This is a genomic window from Campylobacter sp. RM9334, assembly GCF_020138145.1.
Taxonomy (GTDB): Bacteria; Campylobacterota; Campylobacteria; order Campylobacterales; family Campylobacteraceae; genus Campylobacter_E.
In genome coordinates this window covers 124,554-138,682 of sequence record NZ_JACGAX010000002.1, presented here as the reverse complement: position 1 = coordinate 138,682, position 14,129 = coordinate 124,554, and the positions used below count along the sequence as shown (strand labels likewise).

At 26.7% G+C, this 14,129-nt stretch carries 18 protein-coding genes; 13 read left to right on the top strand and 5 right to left on the bottom strand.

Annotated features, from left to right (window positions below; genetic code table 11):
• Position 1 precedes the first annotated feature (1 nt).
• From radA to AVBRAN9334_RS01665, 3 genes are read right to left on the bottom strand one after another with little or no spacing between them, the layout of a single operon-like run.
• Complete coding sequence (gene radA, locus AVBRAN9334_RS01675; RefSeq protein WP_336606845.1) at positions 2 to 1,330, bottom strand: DNA repair protein RadA; 1,329 nt, start codon at positions 1,328 to 1,330, stop codon at positions 2 to 4.
• Positions 1,323 to 2,198 (bottom strand): signal recognition particle-docking protein FtsY, encoded by an 876-nt coding sequence (gene ftsY, locus AVBRAN9334_RS01670; RefSeq protein ID WP_214119726.1) that lies wholly within the window; start codon positions 2,196 to 2,198, stop codon positions 1,323 to 1,325. The genes radA and ftsY overlap by 8 nt, the downstream gene beginning before the upstream one ends.
• Positions 2,198 to 2,773 carry a TlpA family protein disulfide reductase gene (locus AVBRAN9334_RS01665; RefSeq protein WP_214115921.1) on the bottom strand — a complete coding sequence of 192 codons (576 nt, stop codon included), beginning with the start codon at positions 2,771 to 2,773 and terminating at the stop codon, positions 2,198 to 2,200. Before AVBRAN9334_RS01665 ends, ftsY begins: the two co-directional genes overlap by 1 nt.
• 45 nt (positions 2,774 to 2,818) lie before the next feature.
• On the opposite strand from AVBRAN9334_RS01665, the gene AVBRAN9334_RS01660 reads away from it, so the two are divergent.
• The 9 genes from AVBRAN9334_RS01660 to AVBRAN9334_RS01620 are packed head-to-tail and all read left to right on the top strand — an operon-like array spanning position 2,819 to position 9,496.
• Positions 2,819 to 3,373 (top strand): 5-formyltetrahydrofolate cyclo-ligase, encoded by a 555-nt coding sequence (locus AVBRAN9334_RS01660; RefSeq protein WP_336606844.1) that lies wholly within the window; start codon positions 2,819 to 2,821, stop codon positions 3,371 to 3,373.
• Positions 3,360 to 4,940 (top strand): ribonuclease Y, encoded by a 1,581-nt coding sequence (gene rny / locus AVBRAN9334_RS01655; protein ID WP_214115917.1) that lies wholly within the window; start codon positions 3,360 to 3,362, stop codon positions 4,938 to 4,940. Before AVBRAN9334_RS01660 ends, rny begins: the two co-directional genes overlap by 14 nt.
• The gene (locus AVBRAN9334_RS01650) at positions 4,940 to 5,488 is read left to right on the top strand and encodes a DedA family protein (protein ID WP_214120024.1); all 549 of its coding nucleotides are present in this window, start codon (positions 4,940 to 4,942) and stop codon (positions 5,486 to 5,488) included. Before rny ends, AVBRAN9334_RS01650 begins: the two co-directional genes overlap by 1 nt.
• The gene (locus AVBRAN9334_RS01645; RefSeq protein ID WP_336606843.1) at positions 5,485 to 6,264 is read left to right on the top strand and encodes a DUF535 family protein; all 780 of its coding nucleotides are present in this window, start codon (positions 5,485 to 5,487) and stop codon (positions 6,262 to 6,264) included. Before AVBRAN9334_RS01650 ends, AVBRAN9334_RS01645 begins: the two co-directional genes overlap by 4 nt.
• A 35-nt stretch (positions 6,265 to 6,299) precedes the next feature.
• The gene (locus AVBRAN9334_RS01640; protein ID WP_214115905.1) at positions 6,300 to 6,560 is read left to right on the top strand and encodes an RNA-binding S4 domain-containing protein; all 261 of its coding nucleotides are present in this window, start codon (positions 6,300 to 6,302) and stop codon (positions 6,558 to 6,560) included.
• Positions 6,544 to 6,942, top strand: coding sequence for a tRNA (adenosine(37)-N6)-threonylcarbamoyltransferase complex ATPase subunit type 1 TsaE (tsaE, locus tag AVBRAN9334_RS01635; RefSeq protein ID WP_336606842.1), 399 nt, complete (start codon positions 6,544 to 6,546; stop codon positions 6,940 to 6,942). The genes AVBRAN9334_RS01640 and tsaE overlap by 17 nt, the downstream gene beginning before the upstream one ends.
• Entirely contained in the window at positions 6,929 to 7,651 is a 723-nt protein-coding gene (gene lptB / locus AVBRAN9334_RS01630) for an LPS export ABC transporter ATP-binding protein (protein ID WP_214115900.1), read from the top strand. The genes tsaE and lptB overlap by 14 nt, the downstream gene beginning before the upstream one ends.
• Complete coding sequence (locus AVBRAN9334_RS01625; RefSeq protein ID WP_214115898.1) at positions 7,651 to 8,877, top strand: RNA polymerase factor sigma-54; 1,227 nt, start codon at positions 7,651 to 7,653, stop codon at positions 8,875 to 8,877. Before lptB ends, AVBRAN9334_RS01625 begins: the two co-directional genes overlap by 1 nt.
• 4 nt (positions 8,878 to 8,881) lie before the next feature.
• On the top strand, positions 8,882 to 9,496 hold the full coding sequence (locus AVBRAN9334_RS01620) for a YggS family pyridoxal phosphate-dependent enzyme (protein ID WP_336606841.1): 615 nt from the start codon (positions 8,882 to 8,884) through the stop codon (positions 9,494 to 9,496).
• A gap of 323 nt (positions 9,497 to 9,819) precedes the next feature.
• On the opposite strand, the gene galE is transcribed toward AVBRAN9334_RS01620, so the two are convergent.
• Both galE and truD read right to left on the bottom strand, forming a co-directional pair.
• Complete coding sequence (gene galE / locus AVBRAN9334_RS01615; protein WP_239803387.1) at positions 9,820 to 10,806, bottom strand: UDP-glucose 4-epimerase GalE; 987 nt, start codon at positions 10,804 to 10,806, stop codon at positions 9,820 to 9,822.
• The gene (gene truD / locus AVBRAN9334_RS01610; protein ID WP_336606840.1) at positions 10,803 to 11,888 is read right to left on the bottom strand and encodes a tRNA pseudouridine(13) synthase TruD; all 1,086 of its coding nucleotides are present in this window, start codon (positions 11,886 to 11,888) and stop codon (positions 10,803 to 10,805) included. The genes galE and truD overlap by 4 nt, the downstream gene beginning before the upstream one ends.
• A gap of 64 nt (positions 11,889 to 11,952) precedes the next feature.
• Between truD and AVBRAN9334_RS01605 the strand changes: the two genes are divergently transcribed.
• From AVBRAN9334_RS01605 to AVBRAN9334_RS01590, 4 genes are read left to right on the top strand one after another with little or no spacing between them, the layout of a single operon-like run.
• Positions 11,953 to 12,579, top strand: a complete 627-nt coding sequence (locus AVBRAN9334_RS01605; RefSeq protein WP_214115889.1) for a DUF5644 domain-containing protein — start codon at positions 11,953 to 11,955, stop codon at positions 12,577 to 12,579.
• Complete coding sequence (locus AVBRAN9334_RS01600) at positions 12,576 to 13,211, top strand: HdrB C-terminal domain-containing protein (RefSeq protein ID WP_336606839.1); 636 nt, start codon at positions 12,576 to 12,578, stop codon at positions 13,209 to 13,211. The genes AVBRAN9334_RS01605 and AVBRAN9334_RS01600 overlap by 4 nt, the downstream gene beginning before the upstream one ends.
• Complete coding sequence (locus AVBRAN9334_RS01595) at positions 13,208 to 13,534, top strand: ornithine carbamoyltransferase (RefSeq protein ID WP_214115885.1); 327 nt, start codon at positions 13,208 to 13,210, stop codon at positions 13,532 to 13,534. The genes AVBRAN9334_RS01600 and AVBRAN9334_RS01595 overlap by 4 nt, the downstream gene beginning before the upstream one ends.
• A complete protein-coding gene (locus tag AVBRAN9334_RS01590; protein WP_336606838.1) occupies positions 13,524 to 14,078 on the top strand; it encodes an RsmD family RNA methyltransferase in 555 nt (184 codons plus the stop codon). Before AVBRAN9334_RS01595 ends, AVBRAN9334_RS01590 begins: the two co-directional genes overlap by 11 nt.
• Positions 14,079 to 14,129: the final 51 nt, after the last annotated feature.

The following is a 14,129-nucleotide window of genomic DNA, read 5'->3' as shown; positions in this document are numbered from 1 at the left end:
CTTACATCCATTCTAAAACTTGAGCTAACTCATTAGCTACAAAGCATTTAATACCTTTAAAATTACTTTTATTTGGAATTATAGCATTTTTAAAACCTTGATTTTTTGCTTCATTAAGTCTAATATCAAGGCTGAAAACTTCGCAAATTCCACCATTTAAACTAAGCTCTCCAATAAATACACTCTCATTGCTTAAAACTCTATTTTTAAAGCTAGATATTATAGCAGCTGCAACTGCTAAATCAGCAGCAGTTTCACTAACTTTTATCCCACCGCTAATATTTATAAATACATCATATCTTGCAAGTGGAATTTCTAATTTTCTCTCAAGCAAGGCTAAAATCATATCAAGTCTATTTCTATCAAATCCGGTTGCACTTCTTTTAGGATATGCACTTTCGCATACTAAAGCCTGAACTTCAAGAGTAATTGCTCTGCTACCTTCTAAAATAATAGTTAAAGCACTTCCTGCGTGATTTTTACCTACAAATCTAGTTTTAATATTGTTTGCACTTATAAGTCCATTTTCGCTCATTTGCCAAATGCCTATTTCGCTAGTGCTTCCGAAACGATTTTTAAATCCCCTTAAAATTCTTAATTCCTTACTAGCATCACCTTCAAAATAAAGCACCACATCAACCATATGCTCAAGCACTCTAGGTCCTGCAATTGAGCCTTCTTTAGTGATATGTCCTATTATAAATGTGCTAATATTATTGCTTTTGCTTAGTTTCATTAGCTCAAATGTAAGCTCTCTTACTTGAGTGATTGAACCAGCACATGAACTTATATTTTCTGAATAAATAGTTTGAATACTATCTATAATTAAGACTTCATAATTATTGCTTAAAACTTCATTTTTAATATTTTCAAAACAAAGTTCTGTAAGTAAAAACAAATTATCTTCATTAGCATTTAATCTATTTGCACGAAGTTTTATTTGACTTTTACTCTCTTCAGCACTAACATAAAGGACTTTTTTGCCATTTTTTGCTAAGTTTGCAGCGGTTTTTAAGAGTAAAGTTGATTTTCCAACACCAGGAGAGCCACCTAGTAAAACTAATGAGCCTACAACAAGCCCACCACCTAAAACCAAATCAAGCTCTTTATCATAAGTTGAAAATCTATCAACTTGCTCAATTAAAACTTCTTTAATACTAACTGCTTTATTTGAATTTGGTTTTATTTCGTTTTTTAATACTTCAATTTGAGTTTGATTTAATTCTAAATATGAATTAAATGCCCCACATTCAGGGCATTTGCCTAAAAATCTAATTTGCTGATTACCACAAGCTTGGCATTCATAAAGGCTTGATTTTTTCTTAGCCATTGTTAAAAATTCCGTCTAAAAGAACCTTTAAATATTCATTTGCTTTAAAAGGAGCAATATCATTTGCACCTTCTCCATATCCAAAATATAAAATTGGTAGTTCTAATTCTCTTGCAATTGCAAATAATGAACCACCCTTACTTGTTCCATCAAGTTTGGTAATAATTACTCCATCAAGCTTTACTAAATCATTAAAAACTTTTGCTTGATTAATACCACTATTTCCTTGAGTTGCATCTAGGACTAGAATTTTTCTATGTGGAGCGTTTTCATAAGCACGAGATGAAATTCTTATTATTTTTTCTAGTTCATTTGCTAGATTTTTTTTATTTTCTAATCTTCCTGCTGTATCAATAATCACATTATCATAACCTTTGCTAAGTGCTTTTGTAATGGTATCAAAAGCAACTGCACTTGGGTCATGCCCTTGTTTAGTGCTTACAATATCGCAATTATTCTTACTAGCCCAAAGTTCAAGTTGCATAATTGCACCTGCTCTAAAAGTATCACAAGCTCCTAGTAAAACTTTTTTGCCTTGATTTTTATAAAAATTACTTAATTTTCCTATGGTTGTAGTCTTTCCTACTCCATTTACACCTAATATCAATTCTACAAATGGTTTATCATTAGAATTTGAATTAGGATTTTCATACATAAAATATGAGCTCATTACTCTTTCTAAATCTGCTCTTTCAACTATATCTTTAGGTGGTAAGTAGTATAAAATCTCTTCTACTATTTCATAAGTAATATCAGCATTTACTAGCATTTCTTCTAATAAATCTTTACTTATTTTTTCGTTTTTTGGTTTTACTTGATTTATAGCTTCAAGTGTTTTTGCTAAGCCTTTTTTTAAAAAATCTAACATTATTTCATAACCTTTTGAATATCAATATCAAGCATTTCTTCATAAACTGCACCTAGATAGTTGTTTATGTTTTTACCATTTTGGTCGTATAAAGCAATATATGGAATGCCGTTAATTTCTCCTAAAACTTTTAAAAATGTGTAATTATTATCACCTGTAACAATATCATAGCTAATACCATTATCCTTAATAAATTTAGCTATTTCTTCATCACTTTTATCTTCTAATAAAACACCAATAACTCTTAATCTATCTTTATATTTTAATGCTAAATCATTTAAGTGTGGAATTTCAGCCTTGCAAGGTGGGCACCAAGTAGTAAAGAAATTAAATAATATAATTTTATCATTTGAAGTAAATTCTAAGTCTTTATTATCATTATTAATTCTTTTAATTTCAAAAATCTCATCGCTATTATAAAATTTTAAAGAGAATTTAATTAGTCTATTAAAATCAGGTTCTTTTTTAACTTCAACTTGAGTAATTTGTTCGCTTTCTTCTTCTTTTTTATCTTCTTTCTTATCAAAACAAGCGGTAAAAAACAATAAAGCAACGCTTAGCAATATAGCTTTCATTTTAATTCCTTATGTAATATGCTTATAAATTTTTTAGGTTAGATTATGGATAAAAAGTTAATAAGAGAAAAATTTCATAAAGAAAATTATAAATTTTGTAAAAATTACGGAAGTTTTAGAGCTATTTTAAAAATAATATCTAAAGTTAAAACAAATAAAAAATTAAATCTTTTAATTTATATTGCAAAAGATAAAGAAATAAATTTATATAAATACAAAAGATTTTTATGTAAAAAATTCAATATTTATATTCCAAAAATGCTTAGTGATAATAGTTTGGCTTTTAATAAATTAAGGTTTCCATTAAGTGAAGTTAGATTTAAAATAAAAGAAAGCTCAAGTAAGATTGAAAATATTAAAATTGATATTGCAATTATACCTGTTTTAGGAATTGATAAGGATTTTAGAAGAGTAGGTTTTGGCAAAGGATTTTACGATAGAACTTTTTCTAAAATTGATTATGATTTATTAATTATTTTTATTCAAAATATAAAATCCGTTACTAAAAACAAAATTTGTTTAAAATCGGATATTCAAGGCGATTTTTATATCGCAAATGGTAAAACAATAAAAAGAAAGAGAAATTATGACATTAGTTGAAATTATATCGTTATTAGCGGTATTTATTCTAGGAGGAGCATTAGGGGTTTTAGTAGCCAAAAGAATACACGAAGCTCATTTTAAAATTCACGAAGAACAAGCAAAAGCAAAAGCAAAAGTGATTGAATATGAAGCTGAAAAAATACTAAGAAATGCTGATAAAGTTCTAGAAAATGCCAAAGCAAGTGAGGGTAAGATTGAGTTGAGTTATAAAAAATCTTATGATGAAAAGATTTTAGAACTTCAAAAAGAACACGATAAGAAAATTCTAGAAATTGAGAAAAAAGAGCAAATTCTAGCAATAAACGAACAAAAATTAGATGAATTTAAAGCAAGTATTGTAAAAAGCGAGCAAGCTGCAAATGAATTGATGGAAGAAGCAAATATGCTTAAAAAATCTTGCGAAGCAAAAATGCAAGAATTATTAAGCAGTATTGAAAATATAAGTGGTTTAACTCAAAGCGAAGCAAGAGAATTAGTAATAAATCAAGCTAAAGAAGATGCAAGAGATGAAATCGCTCATATTGTAAGAAAATGCGAAGAAGAAGCAAAATCTCAAGCAAAGGCAAAAGCAGGATATATCTTAGCGCAAGCTACTACTAGATTTGCAGGTGAATATGCAAGTGAGAGATTAATTAGCGTAATAAATCTTAAAAGCGATGATTTAAAAGGAAGAATTATTGGTAAAGAAGGAAGAAATATAAAAACACTTGAAATGGTTTTAGGTGTTGATGTAATTATTGATGATACTCCAAACGCAATTATTATTAGCTCATTTAATGTTTTACGCCGTGCAATTGCTAAAAAAGTAATTGATTTGTTAATAGATGATGGAAGAATTCAGCCAGCTAGAATTGAAGAATTACACGAAAGAGTTTCAAAAGAATTTGAAGAAGAAATGTTTAATGAAGGTCAAAATATCATAATGGATTTAGGACTTACAAAAATGGCTCCTGAATTAGTAAAATTAATTGGCCGTTTAAAATATCGTGCAAGTTACGGACAAAACGCATTAGCACATAGCTTAGAAGTTGCACATTTAGCAGGAATTATCGCAGCTGAATGTGGTGGTAATACAAGACTTGCAAGGCGTGCTGGAATTTTACATGATATTGGCAAGGCTTTAACTCACGAATATGAAGGTAGCCATGTTGATTTAGGTGCTATGGTTTGTGAAAGGCACAAAGAGCATCCTGTGGTATTAAACGCTATTTTTGCTCACCATGGGCATGAAGATGCTCTAAGTATTGAAGCTGCTGCAGTTTGCACAGCTGATGTTTTAAGTGCGGCAAGACCAGGTGCTAGAAGAGAAGTTTTAGAAGCGTTTTTAAAGCGTGTTAGTGAGCTTGAAGCTATTGCAAAACAACATTCTCAAGTTAAAAAAGCTTATGCAATTAATGCTGGTCGTGAAATTAGAGTTATTGTAAATGCTAAGCTAATTAATGATGATGAAAGTGTTCTTTTAGCTAAAGAAATAGCTAGTGAAATAACAAGTAGCTTACAATTTCCAGGAGAAATTAAAGTAAATGTTATCCGTGAAACTAGAGCTGTGGAGCTAGCGAAATAATGCAAGAATTTATAGAAAAATTTGTAGAATACGGATATATTTTAGTATTTTTATACTCTTTAGGCGGCGGTATGTTAGCACTGCTTGCCTTAGGAGTGTTTGCAAGTGCTTATAATGTAAATCCTTATATTAGTATTTTAGTAGCTTTTGTGGGTAATTTTTTAGGCTCGTCAGCTTTATTTTATTTTACTAGAGCTAGTAAAAAAGACTTTCAAAAACATCTTGTAAAGCATAAAAGAAAACTAGCTCTTTTAGTAGTTTTATTTAGAAAAAATGGCTTTATTTTTACTTTAGTTTGTAAGTTTGTTTATGGGCTTAAAACCTTAGGTCCAATAGCAGCTGAGATTTCAAAATTAAGCTTTTTTAGATTTAGTATTTATAATTTAATTTCTTGTTTTGTTTGGGCTGTTGTGGTGTTTTATGCTGCGTTTTATTTAGGAGATAGTTTGGCTAAAACTTTTGATGAATATTCATCTTATATGCCAATTATTTTACTTGTTTTATTGATTGTAATTTTCACATATTTAAAAATAAAAGCGAAGAAATGAAAACTAAGAAATTATTAAATATTAGATTTTTTTTAAGAAAGATAATTCATTTTAAAAATCATAAATTCCTAAATCAAATTCTACTAGATTATCCGAAATTATCTAATAAATTTAGCGAGAATTTAAAATATCACAATGATATGTTATGCAAAAAATACGGGGCTACTAATTTTACTTTTGAATATTCAAATGAATGTTTTAAAAGGGATTTAGAAATTATTACAAATAGATTTTCGGATATTTTAAGTAATGATGAGATTATTTTTAATGAATTTGATTTAAAAATTACGCTTAGCTCAAATCCTAAAGTAATTAGCGAAGGACTTTTTACAATTCATTTGCATTATAAAAATGAGCTTTTATATTCTTTAAGTTTTGTTTTATTAAATGATGCTTTATTAATCACGGCCTTACAGGGTAATTTAAATACTAAAGATGAGATAAAAGAATTTACTAAAGTTTATTTTGGTTTAAGACCGCTTAATTTTATTATATTTTTTGCTTTTATTTTTGCTGAGTTTTTAGGTATAAATAAAGTTTGCGGAGTAAAGGATAGATTTTTAGTATCAAGATTTAAACGCAATAGAAAAAGAGATGGAAGAGTATTTGTAATACCAAATTATGATGAAATATGGCAAGAAAATACAAAAATTATTAAAGAAGAAAAATCATTTTATGTATTAGAATATTTGCAAAAAGATTTAGAAGAAATACCATCAAAAAAACGCTCAATGTATAAAAAAAGATTTGAGTTCTTAAAAACGATTAAATTGTAAGCAATAATTATTCCTAACTAGCTAAAATGCTCTTTATGAGAGTAGATAAATTTTTAAATGCAGTAAATATCACAAAACGCCGTTCAATTTCACTTGATATGTGTAAAAACGGCGTAATTTGTATAAATGGAAATGTTGTTAAACCTAGTAAAGAAGTAAAAGTTGGCGATATTATAAGTCTAAATCTTTTAAACGAGCAAATCAGATTTAAGGTATTAGCTTTACCTACAACTAAAAATGTAGCTAAAGCAAAATCAAATGAATATGTGGAAAAACTAGATGATAATCAAGGCTAATTTAGATAATTTAGATTTAGTGGTAAATGAGTTTGGTGATAATGGGATTTATTTATTACAAGGCGATTTAGCTAGTGGCAAGACTACTTTAGTAAATAAAATAGCAAATAAAAAATTAAATCAAAAAGCAATTTCTCCAACTTTTAGTGTATTAAATACTTATAAAAACGATACTAATACGATTTATCATTATGATATTTATCAAAAAGGAACAAAAGCTTTTATAGAAAATGGTTTGTTTGAGAATTTGTTTAATGATGGTCTTCATTTAATTGAATGGGCTGATGATGATTTTATAAAAATATTAGAGCAATTTGCACTTGAATACAAGATTGTAAAAATTAGCACTAATAATGAAGGTAGGCTTTATGAGTTTAGTTAATTTAAAAGCGTGTGGTCTAAAAAAAAGTATAAAAAATATAGAAATTATAAAAAATGTAGATATTAGTATGGATAATTCTCAAATAGTAGGATTATTTGGAAGTAATGGTGCAGGAAAAACTACTACATTTTATATGATTTGCGGACTTGTTAGTCCTAGTGCTGGGGATATTTTTTTAGATGATTTAAATATTACTAACGAGCCACTTCATAAACGCGCAATTCTAGGCATTGGTTATTTACCACAAGATTCAAGTGTTTTAAAAGATTTAAGTGTTTGGGAAAATATGCAAATTGCAGCAGAACTTAAAGGGCTTAAAAATATAGATGAATTAATAGAAGAAAAATTAAATCTTTTAAAGATTTATGATAGAAAAGACCGCCTTGCAAAAAGTCTTAGCGGTGGGGAGCGTCGTAGATTAGAAATAGCTAGAGCTTTAGTTTTAGAGCCTAAGTTTTTATTACTTGATGAGCCTTTTGCTGGGGTTGATCCAAAAAGTATTAATGATGTTCAAAGCATTATTAAGGATTTAAAAGATTTAAATATAGGCGTATTAATTACTGACCATAATGTCCGTGAAACCCTTAGAATTTGTGATAAAGCTTATGTTTTAGATAGTGGCAGTATTTTAGCTAGTGGAAGTGCTAAAGAAATTGCAAATAATGAAATAGTAAAAAGCAAATATTTAGGTAAAAACTTTTCTTTATAATGTTAAAAGTCCGTCAGCAAGTAAGCCAAAAGCCAAAATTATCTCAAACCCTTAGAAGCTGGTTGCCACTGCTTCAAGCTAGTAGTGATGATTTAGAAGATGAAGTAAATAATCTAGCAAAAGATAATCCTTGCATAAAAATTAGCTCAAAAAAAGAAATAAATGATAAAAAATCTAACAAAAGTATAAGACAATTATATTCTAAAGGCGGTGGTTTGATTGAAGAATTAAATATCGCTAAAAAAAGCATATATGATGATTTAGAATTACAGCTTAATAAGACTTTATTTCCTACTCAAAAATCTCAAGAAATTGCAAGAATTATTATAAGTTGCCTTGATGAGAATGGATATTTTGTATATGATGAAAATATTTGTTTAGGATATTTATTAGAAGATATAGAAAAAGTTAGAAAGAGATTTTGCTACCTTGAGCCTTTAGGAGTTGGTGCGATTAATTATATTGAAGCTTTAGAGTTTTGCTTATTGAATGCGAATTTAGAAAATGAATTATTTTTATTATGTAAAAAGCTTATAAATGATTTGGATAATTTATCAAAATATACTAAAAATCCTTTATATAAAGACGCAATAAGAATTATAAAAAGCTTTAATCTACCGCCTTTTATTGATGATTTAGAAGATAGCAAAGAGATTATTCCTGATATTTATATTTTAAATGAGAATGGAAAATTAGAAATAATTATCAATGATGATTATTATCCGCAGATTGAAATTCAAGACTATAAAGAGTTAAAAGAACAAGTAAAAAATGCTAAAAATTTAGTAGATGCTTTAGAGATGAGAAAGGCGACTTTAAAAAAACTCGCCTTAATGATAGTTGAATATCAATATGATTATTTTTTAGGTGGAGATATTAAGCCATTAAAAATGCAGGATTTAGCAACTGAACTTGATAGAAATACTAGCACAATTAGCCGTGCAATAGCTAATAAATACATTAGCTCAAATCGTGGGATAATAGCTATTAAAGACTTTTTTGCAGCAGAATTAAACGATGGCACAAGTAATAAAACCATCAAAGAATTTGTAAGCGAATTAATCAAAAATGAAAATCACTTAAAACCTTTAAGCGATCAATTAATTTTAGAAAAAATAGAAAAAGAATTTAATGTAAAAATAGTAAGAAGAACTATCACAAAATATAGAAAATTACTAGATATTCCAAGCTCAAGCGAGAGAAAAAAATTATATTCATTAAGGTAGAAAAATGACTTATTTAGAACTAAAAGAAAAATATAAAGATATAAGAATTATAGCGGTTAGTAAATACACAACAGATGAGAAAATAATGGCTTTACATAAATTAGGGCAAATTGAATTTGGTGAAAACAAAGTGCAGGATTTAGCTAGAAAAAAGGCTGAATTATCAAGTGATATTAACTGGCATTTCATAGGAAATTTGCAAAAAAACAAAGCTAATTTACTTATAAAAACAAAGCCTGTTATGTGGCAAAGTTGCATTAATTTAGACCTTGCAAAATATGTTGATGCTAGACTTGATTATGAGCTAGATACATTGCTTGAGATAAATGTGGCTAACGAAGATAGCAAGGCTGGTATTAATCCAAGTAAAGCGATTGATGAGTATTTAGCGATTAAACAAAATTGTAAATTCATAAAGCCTGTAGGAGTTATGTGTATAGGTGCTATGAGCGATGATATTAAGCAAATTATTAAGAGTTTTGATTTGTGTTATAAGATTTATGATGAGCTTAAAAAAGATGGAGCTAAGATTTGCTCTATGGGTATGAGTAGTGATTATGAAATAGCTATTAAAAGTGGAGCAAATATGATACGCTTAGGCAGTGTACTGTTTAAATAATGAAATAAATTTTCATTTTATAAGATAAGTTTTTATAGTTTTAGTTATCTTAATTTTTATATAAAATATTATTAAATAATAAGAGCTATTTTAAGATATTATTTTTTTAATTTTATATAAAGTTTTGATTTTAAATTCCAAAATCTTTAATATCGTAAATATTGTTTATTACAAATACAAAATAAAATATATATAAGTTCTAAAATATCTTTATATTTAAAATATTGAAATTAACAATATAATATTAATTTGCTTTTTATTTTAAAGTATTATCTCCTATTTTAAATTCTTAAAATGTATTGAATTTAAAATAGGAATTGAGTTTATATTTTTAACTCCCATTCATAAGCGCTTTTGCAAATTAATTCAAGGTTGTCGTTACTATATTTCCAATCTGTTAAAGAAGTTATTTTTTTATTAGATGCTACAAGTGAGCTAGGATCTCCTGTGCGTCTATCTGCCATTTCTACTTTAAAATCATTACCACTGATTTTTTTCATAATATCAATTACTTCTTTTACGCTAGTTCCTTTTGAGTACCCAACATTAAAGGCTTGACTTGTTTTTTGGTTTTTTAAATATTTTAATGCTTCAATATGTGCGATAGCCAAGTCATCAACGTGTATATAATCCCTTACGCAAGTTCCATCAGGGGTATTATAATCATTACCATATAAATACATTTTATCTCTTTTATTAGCAGCACATTCAGCAGCTATTTTTATAAGCAAGCTAGATTTACTAAATTGACCTAAAGGTGCAATTAGGCTTGCTCCTGCAACATTAAAGTATCTTAATGCTATGAAATTAAATTCTTTCTTAGCATTTGATAAATCATTTAATATATATTCGCCTATTAGTTTTGTTAAACCATAAGGATTTATAGGATTTTTTGGAGTATCTTCTGTGATTAATTCATTAGTTTTTGGTTCTCCATAAGTTGCAGCAGAACTTGAGAAAATAAAATTATTAATATCGTATTTTTCACAAATTTTTAATAAATTAATCATATTTGATACATTATTATCATGATATTTTAATGGATTTTGCGTGCTTTCAAATACGCTAGTATTAGCTGCAAAATGCACTACACAATCTATTTTATTATTGGTTACTATTTGTTCTATTAGTTCTAAATTTCCAAAATTTCCTTCGTAGAATTTAAAATTATCAAATTTATTTAACACTTCTAAAGCCCTTGCATTTCCAGTGCTAATATTATCAATACCTATAACTTTATAATTATTCTTTAAAAAATGATAACTTGTAATTGAGCCAATATAACCTGCTGCGCCTGTAATTAAAATCATTCTTCATTCCTTTCTAAATGTATTATTTCATCAAGCACGACTGTTGCGTATGAGCCTTTTTGTAGGCTAAATTCAAGGCTAAGTTGTGCTAATTCTTCATTATAGTTAATTTTTTCATCATTTGTGTAAGTCCATAAATATCTTCTTGAACCATTTTGAGTTTTTAATAAATCAAAATAATCTTTATATATGCTATTTTCAATTTCGCCTAAAAAACCTTCATTTAATTTAGGTTTATTTCCTAGTATCAATCCAGAAGGGCTAATATCTCTTGCTAAAAATCTTTTTAAACCATTTTCTAAATTCTCATTAAATACCTTGCCGTAAGGATAATGCTCATATATTTCATTATCAAATAATTTAAAAAATTGCTCTTGTTTTTTTAGATTTTCAACTAAAGTTTTATCCTTATAAAGTGCTAATAATTCTTGTTTAGAAAAATCATTGCTAAATCTTGAAATTTCTATTCTTTTTGATAAATATGTATTGAATAATTCGCTTTGAAATGCAGAAATTAAAAAGTTATTTAATTTATTATTTTTAAATTTTAATTCGTTTTTTAATATTTCTAAGCCTGTTTTTGCATTATCATTATCTTTGCCAAAACGCTGATAGCCATAATAATTAGGAAAGCCATTTTCTTTAATATTTGTAAAAATTTGTTCAATCTTTAAGGCGTCAATTTTATTAACTTTTTTTAATCTTATAAAAAATGAATTACCTTTTAAATGTCCGATTTTTAATTTATTATTGTGTAAAAAAGTATCAATAATTTTACATTTTTCATGAGAAAATTTAGCTAATTCTTTCTCGTATTTTTTAGGCATTGAAATGTATTGAAATGTAAGTCCTTGCTTGTCTTTAAGACCTGCGTAACCAAAATCTTTTGCTTTAATTCCTGTTGCTGCACTTAAATCTTTTAAAAGTTCATTTGTGCTTAAATCTTTCTTTTGTATATGTAAAATCAAATGCTCTCCAGAGCCACTAAATTCGTATAATGGTATTTCACGCACTACGAAATCGCTAGAATTTTTTGAAAAATAAACATTGATTTTTGAATGAGTGTTTGCTCTTAAATACATATTAAATCCTTTTAATAATTTATAACATTTTTTTGATATAAATTAGTAAAAAAGGAATTTTGTTATGAGAAGTTTTATTTTAAGAGTATTTAGATTTGATGCTAGTAGAGATTATGAGTTTTACTATAAGCCATATGAGATTAATTTAAAAGACATTAACGATAGTTCTACACTTTACGATGTTTTAGGGTTAGTAAAACAACAAGATAGATATTTTAATATGCCAGATTGTAATGAATTTGTAAGGATTGAAAATAAAGTTTTATCACTTAATACAAACATAAATGAACTTATTAAAAAATTTGGAAATGATTTTTGTGTAAGTGCAATTGATTTAAAAAGAGCAAAGCTTGATTTAATGTGTGATGATAGTGATTTTATAAAAGTTTTTGATTATTTTAAAAATATTTGCAATGCAGATGATTATAAAGATTATTTAACTTATAAATTTTTATATTATGCAAGTGATATTCGTGAATATAATGATGAATTTTTAGGTGATAGTGCATTTGTGTTTGCAAATAAATTATTAGAAAAATATCCTAATAAAAGAAAAGATATTTTAGATATTGTTTTTGATAAGGAAAAAGGAATTGAGTATAGTGTAAGCTTAAAACCATTCTTATATAGTGATTATGAAAAATATGAAGAAATTAAAAATTCTTTAAAACATCAAAAGGAGATTAGATGATAACTTTAATAAATGATGATTTTAATTTTTCTAATTTATTAAAAGGTGATTATAGAAAAACCTATGTAAAAACACCTAGTTTTATGAGTGAATATAAAGCAGATGAATATAAAAAAGAATTTGATTCTTGTTTAGGAGAGATGAATTTAATCTGCGATACTAGTATTTTAGATTATGCAAAGAAAAATTATAAAAACGCTTCATGTATTATTCAAGATTTACAAAATATAGAAATTAAAAACGATTTTAATGGTTTTAATGTAGCTGTTTATCGTGGTTTTACCATTGATTTATTTTTACATTTTTTAAAAAAGACTAAGGCAAAATTAATAAATTACGAAACTCAAGAATTTGAAAATGGTTTTAGATTTTTAGATTTTGATAAACAAGTAGCATATAAAAAAGCAGCTAAGATAGTTTTAGATGCTTATGATAGCGGTGCTGATTTTTTAGTGGTTGGCGATAGTTTAAGCTTTAAAATGTTTGATACTTTAAGTGGTGAATTACAAAAAGTATCTAATAGAGATTTTAGTGATTTTTATATTTTACATATGGCTGAGTTTATAAGTTTAGCTAATGGTAATATTCCAGCTAGTCTTAAAGAACATAAATTAAAGGTTAGTTTGGTATGAAAATAGCCATTGCGTGCAAGGATATTTTATTAGAAAAGACTTTAATATTATTTTTACAAGATTATTTAGCAAATAAAAAAGATTGCGATTTTTTAATCACTGATGAAAAATTAATGCACGCAAAAAAACCACAATTTATAATAGGTTTTAATAATGCACATTTAAAATTGCCTTTTAGTAAAGAGCAATTAATTGATGCTTTATATGAGTTTTCAAGCACAATAAATCAAGATGATAATAAGGTTTTAAGTTTTGAAGAAAAACTTGATAAATTACTTAATAAATTTAAATATGATTTACTTCAATTAATGTATGAAAAATAATGTTTTAAGAGTTCAGAGTGGTTTTTTAAAAGGTAAAATTTTAGAAAATCCATCAAAAGATACTACAAGAGCTACAAAAAGTATAGTTAAGTCTTGTGTTTTTAATGTTTTAAGAGATGAATTAAGGGAATATGTTTTTATAGAAGCATTTGGCGGTAGTGCTAGTATGGCGATTGAGGCTATTAGTAATTATGCAAAAAAGGCATTTGCTATTGAGATTGATAAATTAGCGTATAAAAGTGCTTTAAAAAATACAAAAGATTTAAATATAGAAGTTTTAAATGACGATACTTTTAAAGCTTTACCTAATATTATTACTAAATTACAAAATGAAAAAACTATTCTTTATTTAGACCCGCCATTTGATATTAGAGATGGTTTTAGCGATGTATATTTGAAAATCAAGAATTTGTATGAGAATTTAGATTGTGATATTGTCATTATAGAGCATTCTAGCAAGGTTGAATTTGTATCTTTAAAATATACCTTATTTAAGGTAAAAAAATTCGGCAACACAACTCTTAGTTTTTTTACTAGGTCTTAATTTATTTACTTTAGCTTAATAGAATATAGAGCATAATTTTTTTAGTAGGGA

Bases quoted from the DNA above. Each gene is read 5' to 3' on its own strand.
- AVBRAN9334_RS01625 (WP_214115898.1), top strand. From the start codon at position 7,651: ATGTTAAAAGTCCGTCAGCAAGTAAGCCAAAAGCCAAAATTATCTCAA.
- AVBRAN9334_RS01660 (WP_336606844.1), top strand. From the start codon at position 2,819: ATGGATAAAAAGTTAATAAGAGAAAAATTTCATAAAGAAAATTATAAA.
- AVBRAN9334_RS01650 (WP_214120024.1), top strand. From the start codon at position 4,940: ATGCAAGAATTTATAGAAAAATTTGTAGAATACGGATATATTTTAGTA.
- galE (WP_239803387.1), bottom strand. From the start codon at position 10,806: ATGATTTTAATTACAGGCGCAGCAGGTTATATTGGCTCAATTACAAGT.
- truD (WP_336606840.1), bottom strand. From the start codon at position 11,888: ATGTATTTAAGAGCAAACACTCATTCAAAAATCAATGTTTATTTTTCA.
- AVBRAN9334_RS01620 (WP_336606841.1), top strand. From the start codon at position 8,882: ATGACTTATTTAGAACTAAAAGAAAAATATAAAGATATAAGAATTATA.
- tsaE (WP_336606842.1), top strand. From the start codon at position 6,544: ATGATAATCAAGGCTAATTTAGATAATTTAGATTTAGTGGTAAATGAG.
- radA (WP_336606845.1), bottom strand. From the start codon at position 1,330: ATGGCTAAGAAAAAATCAAGCCTTTATGAATGCCAAGCTTGTGGTAAT.
- rny (WP_214115917.1), top strand. From the start codon at position 3,360: ATGACATTAGTTGAAATTATATCGTTATTAGCGGTATTTATTCTAGGA.
- AVBRAN9334_RS01645 (WP_336606843.1), top strand. From the start codon at position 5,485: ATGAAAACTAAGAAATTATTAAATATTAGATTTTTTTTAAGAAAGATA.
- lptB (WP_214115900.1), top strand. From the start codon at position 6,929: ATGAGTTTAGTTAATTTAAAAGCGTGTGGTCTAAAAAAAAGTATAAAA.
- AVBRAN9334_RS01595 (WP_214115885.1), top strand. From the start codon at position 13,208: ATGAAAATAGCCATTGCGTGCAAGGATATTTTATTAGAAAAGACTTTA.
- AVBRAN9334_RS01640 (WP_214115905.1), top strand. From the start codon at position 6,300: ATGAGAGTAGATAAATTTTTAAATGCAGTAAATATCACAAAACGCCGT.
- AVBRAN9334_RS01590 (WP_336606838.1), top strand. From the start codon at position 13,524: ATGAAAAATAATGTTTTAAGAGTTCAGAGTGGTTTTTTAAAAGGTAAA.
- ftsY (WP_214119726.1), bottom strand. From the start codon at position 2,198: ATGTTAGATTTTTTAAAAAAAGGCTTAGCAAAAACACTTGAAGCTATA.
- AVBRAN9334_RS01665 (WP_214115921.1), bottom strand. From the start codon at position 2,773: ATGAAAGCTATATTGCTAAGCGTTGCTTTATTGTTTTTTACCGCTTGT.
- AVBRAN9334_RS01605 (WP_214115889.1), top strand. From the start codon at position 11,953: ATGAGAAGTTTTATTTTAAGAGTATTTAGATTTGATGCTAGTAGAGAT.
- AVBRAN9334_RS01600 (WP_336606839.1), top strand. From the start codon at position 12,576: ATGATAACTTTAATAAATGATGATTTTAATTTTTCTAATTTATTAAAA.